The sequence below is a fragment of the uncultured Sphingorhabdus sp. genome, assembly GCF_937872355.1.
In the GTDB taxonomy this organism is placed as follows: Bacteria; Pseudomonadota; Alphaproteobacteria; order Sphingomonadales; family Sphingomonadaceae; genus Sphingorhabdus_B.
Genome location: NZ_CALMSV010000136.1, coordinates 1 through 9,985 on the forward strand (window position 1 = coordinate 1; position 9,985 = coordinate 9,985).

The window sequence follows — 9,985 nt, forward strand, 5'->3', positions numbered from 1 at the left end:
GCCGGCGGGTTCCATTCTGGCTGCTTGGGCGGGGAGGTCCGAAGAAATATTGACCCCCCCCGCCCCCGGCGAAGCCAGGCCGCCCGCGACCCCCGCCGCCACCATGGTCATTTTCCGCAACAATCCGGAGGGCGGCCCGCCGTTGATCCTGATGGTAGAGCGGGTGAAGTCGATGGCTTTTGCGGGAGGCATGGTTGTTTTTCCGGGCGGTAAGGTCGACGATCATGACCGCGCTTATGCTGGCATACTTGACCACGGATTGGACCTTCACGAGGCGGCAGCCCGGCTGGCCGTGATCCGTGAAACGATTGAGGAGGCTGGTCTTGCTCTTGCGCTGGACGGCGTTGTTGATGCCGCCGATTGCGCCGAAGCGCGCGCCGCGCTGTTCGACGGGGCCAGCTTAAAGGAAATCTGCGACGATAATGGCTGGACGCCGCAGCTGAACCAGCTGGTGCCATGGGCACGCTGGCGCCCGCCCAATCTGGAAACCCGCGTGTTCGATACGCGCTTCTATCTGATCGATGCGGGCGACGCGCATCTGCCGGCGGTGGTAGATAATACTGAAAACCGGATGCTGTTCTGGGACAGCGCAGCGGGCGTGCTCGAAAAGGTTGCGAATAAGGAAGTGAAAGCGATCTTCCCGACGCTGCGCAATCTGGAACGGCTCGCACAGTTCGATAGCTTTGCGGACACCGCAGCGCATGCCGCAGCGCATCCGGTGCAATTGATGTTGACTTATGTCGAGGAACGTAACGGCGTGCCGCACATCTGCATTCCCGAAGGCCATGGCTATCCGGTGACGGCCGAGGCGATGACTTCGGCAATGCGCGGCTAGGCGCTTGGCGATTTTCGCGCAGTTGCAGGGGCTGATTGGTGTTGCCCTGATCGTTCTGCTGGCATGGGCATTTTCCGAAAATCGGAAACAGCTTCCCGGCTGGCGCTGGATTGGCGGGGCGTTGCTGCTGCAACTTGTGCTCGCGCTGCTGATCGTGCGTGTGCCGATTGTCTGGGATGCGATCAACGCCGCCAACCATGCGGTGCAGGCGATCGAGAAAGCGACGCTGGTCGGCTCGAGCTATATGTTCGGCTATCTGGGCGGCGCGCCTTTGCCGTTTCCAGTGGCCGAGGGCGCGCAGCCACCACTGATCATCGCTTTCCAGATATTGCCGCTGGTGATCGTCTTTTCGGCAATCTCGGCCTTGCTGTGGCACTGGAAAATCCTGTCATGGATTGTGCGCGGCCTTAGCTGGGCGTTGCAGCGGACGCTCGGCGTCAGCGGTGTGGTCGGTCTCGGCGGGGGAGCTAATATCTTCCTCGGTGTGGTCGAGGCGCCGCTCGTGCTGCGCGCTTATTTCGAGCGGATGAGCCGCAGCGAATTGTTCATGGTGATGGTTCTCACGATGTCGACGATATCGGGTGCGATTCTGATCCTGTACGCGACCACGCTGTCCATGACCGTGCCCGATGCGGTCGGGCACATGATCTCCGCTTCGCTGATCTCGCTGCCCGCTGCGGTGCTGATCGCGCGGTTGATGGTGCCGGGCGATGGCAAGACCGCGACCGACCCGGATGACACCAGCCTCAAATATGATAGCAGCATCGACGCGATCATTCGTGGCACGATGGACGGGGTACAGTTGTTCCTCGCGGTAATCGGCGTGATCATCGTCGTCTTTGCGCTGGTCGCGCTCGTTGACCAGATGCTCAGCGTGCTGCCATTGGTGGGTGGTGAGGAGCTGACGCTGCGCCGCATGTTCGGCTGGCTGTTCGCGCCGCTGATGTGGTCAATCGGCGTGCCGTGGAGCGAAGCGCCAACCGCCGGCGCGCTGATGGGCACCAAGGCGATCCTAAACGAATATGTCGCCTATCTCGATCTAGCGGCGCTACCAGCGGGCGAACTCGGCCCACGCAGCCAGTTGATCGTCACTTATGCGCTGTGCGGCGTCGCCAATCTGGCAAGTATCGGCCTGCTGGTATCCACCATCGGCACGCTTTGCCCCGGACGCCGGGGGGAAGCCGCGGCGTTGGGGATGAAAAGCTGGCTTGCCGGAAACTTCGCCTCCGCGATGACCGGCGCGGTCATCGGGCTGGTGACGGTGGCTTAATTGCTCAACCATCGTCATCCTGAACTTGTTTCAGGATAACACGCGACGGCAATTCGTTGTCCCGAAACAAGTTCGGGACGACGACAAAAAAGGGAAAATCAATCTTCCGGCGCGATGGTGACGACGAGGCCTTCGAGGCTGTCGTTCATCTGGATCTGGCACGACAGGCGCGAGCTTTCGTTGCGGCTGTCGGTCGAATCGAGCAAGTCGTTTTCGTCTTCGCTCATCGCCGGAACCTTGTCGGCAAAGGCGCTGTCAACGAAAACGTGACAGGTCGCGCAGCTGCAGCAGCCGCCGCACAGCGCGAGCAGCTCGTCAAAGCCATTGTCGCGGATCACCTCCATCAGCGACAGGCCATTTTCGGCCTCTACATCGCGCGCTGATCCATTGCGAGAAATGACGGTAATCTTGGGCATGCGGGACTCCCCTGTTCGAAACTGTTTCGCGGGCCTGATAAAAGCGCCCTTACGTTAAGGGAAGCCTCTTTTTGTGGATAGTTTCGCCTCCGGCCTTGGCCTTGGCGAAAGCGCTCCCTATGTCCGCTGCGAATAGCAGCAGGATTCTCTATATGTCGAACGATCGCCACGCCCCCGTCATCATCATCGGCTCCGGCCCGGCCGGCTATACCGCCGCAGTCTATGCCGCGCGTGCGAACCTTTCGCCGATGATCATCACCGGGGTTGAAGTTGGCGGGCAGTTGATGACCACGACCGAGGTCGACAACTGGCCGGGTGACGATGCCGGTGTGATGGGCCCCGAGCTGATGGAGCGGATGAAGAAGCATGCCGAACGCTTCGGCACGCGGATCGAGAATGACTATATCGAAAAGGTCGATTTTTCGAAGCGACCCTTCGTGCTCACCGGAGGCGCAGGAGATTACACCGCCGACGCCGTGATCATCGCGACAGGGGCGAGCGCGCAATATCTGGGGCTGCCGAGCGAGACCGCCTTCATGGGCAAGGGCGTTTCAGCCTGCGCGACTTGTGATGGCTTCTTCTATCGCAACAAGCCTGTGGCAGTCATCGGCGGTGGCAATACTGCGGTGGAGGAAGCGCTCTACCTAGCCAATATCGCCAGCCATGTGACCTTGGTGCACCGTCGCGATAAGCTGAAAGCCGAAAAGATCCTACAGGACCGCCTTTTTGCCCGCGAGAAAGAGGGAAAGGTGACGATCAAATGGAACCACACACTCGATGAAGTGCTGGGCGATGCGATGGGTGTCACTGGCATGCGGATCGCCGCAACTGATGGCAGCGGCACCGAAGATATTGAACTGCACGGCGTCTTCATCGCCATCGGCCACAAGCCCAATACCGGCATTTTCGAAGGCCATCTCGATATGGCAGGCGGCTATATCAAGGTGCGTGGCGGGGCCGAGGGGCAGGCCACCGAAACCAGCGTCCCCGGCGTTTTCGCCTGCGGCGATGTGATGGACCATATCTACCGCCAGGCGGTGACGAGCGCAGGCACAGGCTGCATGGCCGCGCTCGACGCCGAGCGGTTTATTGACGCCAATCTCTAAGATGCAATTTGTTTCATTCGCCTGTAGATCCACCAGACCATGGCGATGAACCCCACGGCGCCGCCAAACATGGCTTTTGTCTCGACTCCTTCACCAACCACCGCCAATGGCGCATCGCTGCCGCTGCCAGCAACGATCCCGGCGTAGAGCACGCCGAACAGGCTTTCACCAACGATTAGCCCGGTCGCGCCTAGCACACCCATGCGCTTGGCGGTCTCGGCATCACGCTGTTTCTCTGCCCATTTGTCGTAAAAATGGCCGAGCGCCGTTCCGACTACGATCATAAAAGTCAGCGCCATTGGCAGGTAAATCCCCATGCCGACGGCAAGCGGATGAAGCCGTTTCTTAGCAGTGCGTATCAGGATTTCATCGACAATGATCACTGCAACCCCGATCAGCGCGCCGAGACCGAGCAGGTTCCAGTCAAGGTCGCCTCCCAAGACGCCCTTTCCGAGCGTCGAAATCAGCATCGCTTGGGGAGCAGCTAGCGCATTTTCGCCTGCACCCGGTGCGCCGGTAAAGCCGAACGCCCCGTTTAACAGCCCCAATACTGGCGGTATCGCCACGCTGCCAAAAAGCACGCCGATTATTAGCGCAACCTGTTGGCGCCAAGGTGTTGCACCGACGATCTGGCCGGTTTTGAGGTCCTGCAGATTATCGTTGGAAATGGTCGCAATGCTGAATACGATCGCAGTCGCAAACAGCGCATAAGCGATCAGCGCATTGGTCTGTTCGGGCGTTTCGCCGCGGCCAAAGAAAAAGAGCAGCAGTAACGATACCACGACGACTGCGAGGATACCTACGCCCGATACCGGTGAATTGGATGCCCCAATCAGCCCCGCCATATAGCCGCAGACCGATGCGATGACGACGCCGACGATGACGACGTAGACCAATGTCATGGCCACGAGACCGGTCGATATTCCCGCAAGCGGCGTTGCGCCCAGAAATTGCCATAGCAGCACTGCGATGGGGAAAAGCATCAGAATGCTGATCGCGGCCACAAGTTTGATCGGAATATCGCGGTCAGCCAGCGCCAGCTCGCCGCCCTCGGCTCGCGTCGCAGAGGCTGCCAGCGCACCTTTAAGCCCCTGTACAATCGGACCCACAATCTTCAGTAAGGTCCAGATTGCGGCGACACCCATCGCGCCCGCACCGATGATCCGCGCGTTGTTGCGGAATACATCGGTGGCGATGGCCGCAAGATCGTCGCCTGCAATGCCCTGGCTGAACCAGGGAACGAGCCATAACCAGCTGATCGCGACACCCAGCGCCATAGCAATGCCGACCGATAGCCCAACCAGATGGCCCACACCAATAAATGCCAGGCCGAGCGACGAAGTGACCCCGGTCACGCCCGCGCCGATTTTGAAGAAATGCGCGATCTCGCCCGCTGCCAGCTTCATGGCCGCGAGCAGCGACATGGCGGCAGAAGCCAGCGACGTCATGACCATCAGGCCAAGGCCCTTTCGGTTATCCTCCGACCCCACGCCCTCTGACGAGCCGACGATCAGCACCTCGGCCGCAGCTTTGCCTTCAGGATAAGGAAGGTCCGACCCCGTCACCAATGCCCGGCGCAGCGGCACCGAAAACATCACGCCCAATATTCCACCGGTCGCACAAACGGCGGCTGTGGTCCAAAAGGGAAAGCCCTGCCAATAGCCGAGGATCACCAGGCCTGGTAGAACGAATATGATCGCCGACAATGTTCCCGCAGCACTTGCGATGGTCTGGACGATGTTGTTTTCAAGGATCGTTCCGCCCGGCAACATCCGCAATATTGCCATCGAAATCACCGCTGCAGGAATAGAAGTTGCAAAGGTCAACCCCGCTTTCAGCCCCAGATAGACGTTGGCTGCTGTGAAAATCAGCGTAATAAGGCCGCCAAGGATGATCGACCGGATTGTCAGTTCGCGCATAGTATTCCCTCCGATGCACAGCATGTGCACCGGAAGGGATCGGTCGGCAAGTAAAGCTTAGTTGTTTGCCTTTGCCGGCATGAAGCTGCTCTTGCGGAGGAGAGCTGCCGACAGGATAGCGACCAACAAACCGACCGGCGCAATCTCTGTCAGCGTTATTACCATGCGGAAGAGCGGGTCGGCATATTGGGCCTCAAAAGCCTTCATTTCGGCAGCAAATTTCGCAACCTCCGCCGCCGGAACGCCCGCCGCCTGCTTAGCGGCAATGCTGCTGTCAACATAGGCACGCATGAAACTGTAGTCGGTGGCGTACATGTAGATTTCCCAACCGATCACATAGAACAGCGACGCAACCGCTGCGATGCCGAGTCCCACGCCTGCGGCGGGCCAGAAGCGGATAACGCCGCCGAGTACGGTGTCGCGATATTTTTTCACGCCAACAAACACCATGCTGAGTGCGACCAGCATGATCGAGTAGCCGACGAACACATTATGATCGTCAATCTCCGCACCCATCAGCCAACCGACAAGAAAACTGCTCGCGAGTACAAGCCCGCCAATCGTGCCGTAGACTGCAAGGATCCGTCCCAGGATGTATCTCCTTCAATCTGGACGGATCGGGGCTAAGCCGCCACACCGCGTCAATCTATCGCCCATAAGGGTGATTTGGGGCATTTCGCCCATTTTCACGGCAATATATCCAGCGTCCGCGCCTTGTGGATCGCCTCGGTCCGGTTGGCGGCTTCCAGTTTCTCGAACAGCCGCGCGACATGCGTCTTGACGGTATTGGGGGATATACCCAGCCGCCGCGCAATCACCTTGTTGGCCGCGCCCGATGCGAGCAGATCAAGCACCTCGCACTCTCGCTCGCTAATCCCAAGCGACCGGATCGCCGCATCGTTGCGTTCGAATGCTGGGCCGCGCGGCTGCGGGGTCAGCCGGTTGCCGACCCAGATACCCAGCGCGATGAACATTACCGCGACGATACTGATATATAGCTCTGTGGACCAGGCACGCACCATATGTTTGTAATCGAGCCATTCGAGCAACAATGCCCCGCCTGCCAGCGCCAATCCGTACAGGATGATCACCCTCCACATAAGCGCGAATAAACCACTTGTACTGGTGCGAGGCAAGCACTTGCGGTTGCAACTGTATGATATAGGTAATACAGTAACAGGAGGATCAGCATGGCATTCAATCCCGCAGCGGAAACCGCACGCTACATCGACGCTCTGGGACCGGAGGCGCTGCAAAAAGCTGCGAATTATACTTCAGGTGGGCACTGGATGCTGCTTTGGGGTCTTGCGGTTTCCGCGGTCGTAGCATTGATCATAGTGCGTTCGCGCATACTCGACCGCGTGGCAGTCCGGTTTGAAAAGCGCGGCCGGGCATTCCGGACATGGCTGATCGCGATGGTCTATTTTCTAAGCTCGGCTTTGCTCACTCTACCGTGGACGCTGTACGAAGACTATTTTCGTGAGAAAAGCTATGGCAGAACAAGCCAGCCTTTGGCGGATTTCCTGGTACAAGATGCGATGGGTACGATGCTGTTCAGCATCTTCGGCGGGTTGTTTTTTCTTGGCGTTTACGCGCTCATCCGGCGTACCGGAAAGAAATGGTGGTTGTGGTCGGGTGGGCTTGGAGCTTTTGCCATCGCGGTGACCATCCTGCTGTCGCCTGTGCTGATCGAACCGCTTTTCAACAATTATAAACCTGTTCCGGAAGGCCCTGTCAGGATCGCTCTTGTAGAGATGGGTGCCGAGGCAGGCATAGCCGAAGACAAGATATTGATGTTTGATGGCTCGCGCCAATCGAACAACTTCACGGCCAATGTATCGGGTGTGTTTGGTACCGGTCGCATAGCTATTTCTGACGTCGCACTAAAGCAGGCTTCGCTAGATGAAGTCAAAGCGGTGACAGGTCATGAAATTGGCCATTATGTTCTCGGCCATGTCTGGCGTTTCGTATTCCTTTTTTCCGGTATGGCGATAGTCGGCTTCTTTCTCACCAACCTGATGTATGATCGTGTCGCTTCAATATTCGGCAGCAAAGCGCAAATTGGTGACCCTGAAGGATTACCGATCATCATGTTCACCATGTCGCTGCTATTTCTTTTCGCGCAGCCGTTGAATGGTGTGATTAGAATGGGCGAGAGCGAAGCCGATGATTATTCGCTGCGCACCGTAAATTTGCCCGACGCACTTGCAGGTGCCCTAATCAAAACCGCTGAAAATCGCTATCCACGTCCTTCAGCGATTGAGGAAGCCATATTCTATTCGCATCCGTCGATCGAACGCCGCATTCGCAACGCGATGGAGTGGAAAGCGAAAGGGTTGGAAAAGGCAGTACGGTAGTTTTCATTCCCCTCCCGCAAGCGGGAGGGGAGAAATTATGCCGTCGACTTCTTCTCCAGCCTGAATTTGTGTAGCAACGGCTCGGTATAACCGCTGGGCTGCGCAACGCCTTCATAGACCAAGGCCCGGGCGGCTTTGAGCGCAATGCTGTTGCTTTCCAGCTTTTCGTAAAGCGCATCGCCGGCATTCTGCGCGTCAACCTTGGCTGCCATTTTAGCGAAGGCGGCGTCGACCTGTTCTGGGGTGCAGACGCCGTGAAGCAGCCAGTTGGCGATATGCTGGGAAGAAATGCGCAGCGTGGCGCGGTCTTCCATCAGACCGATATCGTGGATGTCGGGCACTTTCGAACAGCCAATGCCCTGGTCGATCCAACGCACGACATAGCCGAGTATGCCTTGCGCGTTGTTCTCCAGTTCCTGTTGCACTTCCTCGGCAGACCAGTTGTGGCCGCGTGGCGCCGCGGGAATGGTGAGCAGTGCGTCGAGCGCAGGCGTTTCCTTGCTCGCCAATTCCTTCTGCACTTCGAACACATCAACCATATGGTAATGCATCGCATGCAGCGTTGCGGCGGTCGGTGAGGGGACCCATGCGGTGTTCGCGCCCGATTTGGGATGGCCGATTTTTTGCGCCATCATATCCTTCATCATGTCGGGTGCGGCCCACATGCCCTTGCCGATCTGCGCCTTGCCCGACAGTCCGGCGGCAAGGCCGATCTGCACGTTGCGCGCTTCATAGGCTTGGATCCAAGCGCTCGATTTCATGTCCGCCTTGCGGATCATTGGGCCAGCCTGCATCGCGCTGTGCATCTCGTCGCCGGTGCGATCAAGGAAGCCGGTGTTGATGAAGACGATGCGGTCTTTGACGGCATAGATGCAAGCCGAAAGGTTCGCGCTGGTGCGGCGTTCCTCGTCCATCACGCCAACCTTGATCGTGTGCCGGTCAAGCCCGAGTAGATCTTCGACCGCATCGAACAGGTCGTTGGTGAAGGCGCATTCTTCAGGCCCGTGCTGCTTGGGCTTGACGATATAGATGCTGCCCGCGCGGCTGTTGCGATATTTGCCGAGGGCGAGCAGATCGTGCATCGCACACAGCGAGGTGAAGACTGCGTCGAGTATGCCCTCGGGTGCCTCACTACCATCGGGCAGGCGCACTGCAGGGTTGGTCATCAAATGGCCGACATTGCGGACGAACATCACCGAACGGCCGTGGAGCAGTTCCTCATCCCATTCGCGGTCGTCGTCGAGCGCGCGAGTCATGGTAGTGCCGCCCTTTTCAAAGCTGGCGGTCAGGTCTCCGCGCATCAGGCCGAGCCAGTTGGTATAGCCCTTCACCTTGTCTTCGGCGTCGACTGCAGCAACCGAATCCTCAAGATCGATAATCGTGGTGAGCGCGGCTTCAAGGATGACATCGGCGATGCCTGCCTTGTCGGTCTTGCCGACGGGATGATTGCGATCGACGACGATCTCGATGCCGAGCCCGTTGTTGCGCAGCAGGATATCATCACCGCGACGGATGATCGGGATGGCCGGGTCGGCAAGCTGCAGATCGCCGCCATCCCAATCTGCCCAGCTGCCACTGGCCAAGGGAACAGCTTGATCAAGGAATTTGCGCGCATAGGCGATCACCGCATCGCCGCGTTCGGTATCATAACCGCCGGGGCGCGCGGCAGGCGCATCGAGAACATCGGTGCCATAGAGCGCATCATAAAGGCTGCCCCAGCGCGCATTGGCGGCGTTCAGAACAAAGCGGTCGTTGAGCGCGGGCACCACGAGCTGTGGTCCGGCCATGGTCGCGATTTCGGCATCGACATTCTGCGTGCCGATTTTGAATCCGGTCGGCTCAGGGACCAGATAACCGATTTCAGTCAGAACGGCCTTATAAGCCGCCATGTCGGCAATCGGGCCAGGATTGGCCTTGTGCCACGCATCAAGCTTTGTCTGAATCTCATCGCGCTTGGCAAGCAACGCACGGTTGACGGGAACGAAGTGTGCCAGAATATCGGCGAGACCTCGCCATAACGCATCGGCCTGCACACCGGTTCCCGGCAAGGCTTTGGATTCGACAAACTCGACGAGAGCGGAT

The 9,985-nt window shown here is 58.6% G+C and carries 9 protein-coding genes; 4 read left to right on the top strand and 5 right to left on the bottom strand.

The window, feature by feature from the left end; genetic code table 11:
- Nucleotides 1-103: 103 nt before the first annotated feature.
- Nucleotides 104-835 carry an NUDIX hydrolase gene (locus tag Q0239_RS08565; protein ID WP_298601241.1) on the top strand — a complete coding sequence of 244 codons (732 nt, stop codon included), beginning with the start codon at nt 104-106 and terminating at the stop codon, nt 833-835.
- Nucleotides 836-839: 4 nt separating this feature from the next.
- Nucleotides 840-2,105 carry a nucleoside transporter C-terminal domain-containing protein gene (locus Q0239_RS08570; RefSeq protein ID WP_298601220.1) on the top strand — a complete coding sequence of 422 codons (1,266 nt, stop codon included), beginning with the start codon at nt 840-842 and terminating at the stop codon, nt 2,103-2,105.
- A gap of 98 nt (nt 2,106-2,203) precedes the next feature.
- Here the strand turns inward: Q0239_RS08570 and Q0239_RS08575 are convergent, their stop codons facing one another.
- Entirely contained in the window at nt 2,204-2,521 is a 318-nt protein-coding gene (locus Q0239_RS08575; RefSeq protein ID WP_298601223.1) for a 2Fe-2S iron-sulfur cluster-binding protein, read from the bottom strand.
- A gap of 152 nt (nt 2,522-2,673) precedes the next feature.
- On the opposite strand from Q0239_RS08575, the gene trxB reads away from it, so the two are divergent.
- Entirely contained in the window at nt 2,674-3,627 is a 954-nt protein-coding gene (gene trxB / locus Q0239_RS08580; RefSeq protein ID WP_298601226.1) for a thioredoxin-disulfide reductase, read from the top strand.
- On the opposite strand, the gene Q0239_RS08585 is transcribed toward trxB, so the two are convergent.
- From Q0239_RS08585 to Q0239_RS08595, 3 genes are all read right to left on the bottom strand, one after another.
- A complete protein-coding gene (locus Q0239_RS08585) occupies nt 3,624-5,546 on the bottom strand; it encodes an OPT family oligopeptide transporter (RefSeq protein WP_298601229.1) in 1,923 nt (640 codons plus the stop codon). The two genes, trxB and Q0239_RS08585, sit on opposite strands and share 4 nt — an antisense overlap.
- Nucleotides 5,547-5,603: 57 nt before the next feature.
- Nucleotides 5,604-6,140, bottom strand: coding sequence for a DUF4199 domain-containing protein (locus tag Q0239_RS08590; RefSeq protein WP_367276083.1), 537 nt, complete (start codon nt 6,138-6,140; stop codon nt 5,604-5,606).
- 92 nt (nt 6,141-6,232) lie between these two features.
- Complete coding sequence (locus tag Q0239_RS08595) at nt 6,233-6,646, bottom strand: response regulator transcription factor (RefSeq protein WP_298601232.1); 414 nt, start codon at nt 6,644-6,646, stop codon at nt 6,233-6,235.
- Between the two features lie 90 nt (nt 6,647-6,736).
- On the opposite strand from Q0239_RS08595, the gene Q0239_RS08600 reads away from it, so the two are divergent.
- Complete coding sequence (locus Q0239_RS08600) at nt 6,737-7,903, top strand: M48 family metalloprotease (RefSeq protein WP_298601235.1); 1,167 nt, start codon at nt 6,737-6,739, stop codon at nt 7,901-7,903.
- A 35-nt stretch (nt 7,904-7,938) separates the two neighbouring features.
- Here Q0239_RS08600 and Q0239_RS08605 read toward each other — a convergent pair.
- The coding region (locus Q0239_RS08605) for a malate synthase G (protein WP_298601238.1) at nt 7,939-9,985 on the bottom strand (2,047 nt) is incomplete at its 5' end.

Excerpts from the sequence above, each read along its gene's own strand:
- Q0239_RS08565 (WP_298601241.1), top strand. The coding sequence starts at position 104 with ATGGTCATTTTCCGCAACAATCCGGAGGGCGGCCCGCCGTTGATCCTG.
- Q0239_RS08575 (WP_298601223.1), bottom strand. The coding sequence starts at position 2,521 with ATGCCCAAGATTACCGTCATTTCTCGCAATGGATCAGCGCGCGATGTA.
- trxB (WP_298601226.1), top strand. The coding sequence starts at position 2,674 with ATGTCGAACGATCGCCACGCCCCCGTCATCATCATCGGCTCCGGCCCG.
- Q0239_RS08585 (WP_298601229.1), bottom strand. The coding sequence starts at position 5,546 with ATGCGCGAACTGACAATCCGGTCGATCATCCTTGGCGGCCTTATTACG.
- Q0239_RS08595 (WP_298601232.1), bottom strand. The coding sequence starts at position 6,646 with ATGTGGAGGGTGATCATCCTGTACGGATTGGCGCTGGCAGGCGGGGCA.
- Q0239_RS08600 (WP_298601235.1), top strand. The coding sequence starts at position 6,737 with ATGGCATTCAATCCCGCAGCGGAAACCGCACGCTACATCGACGCTCTG.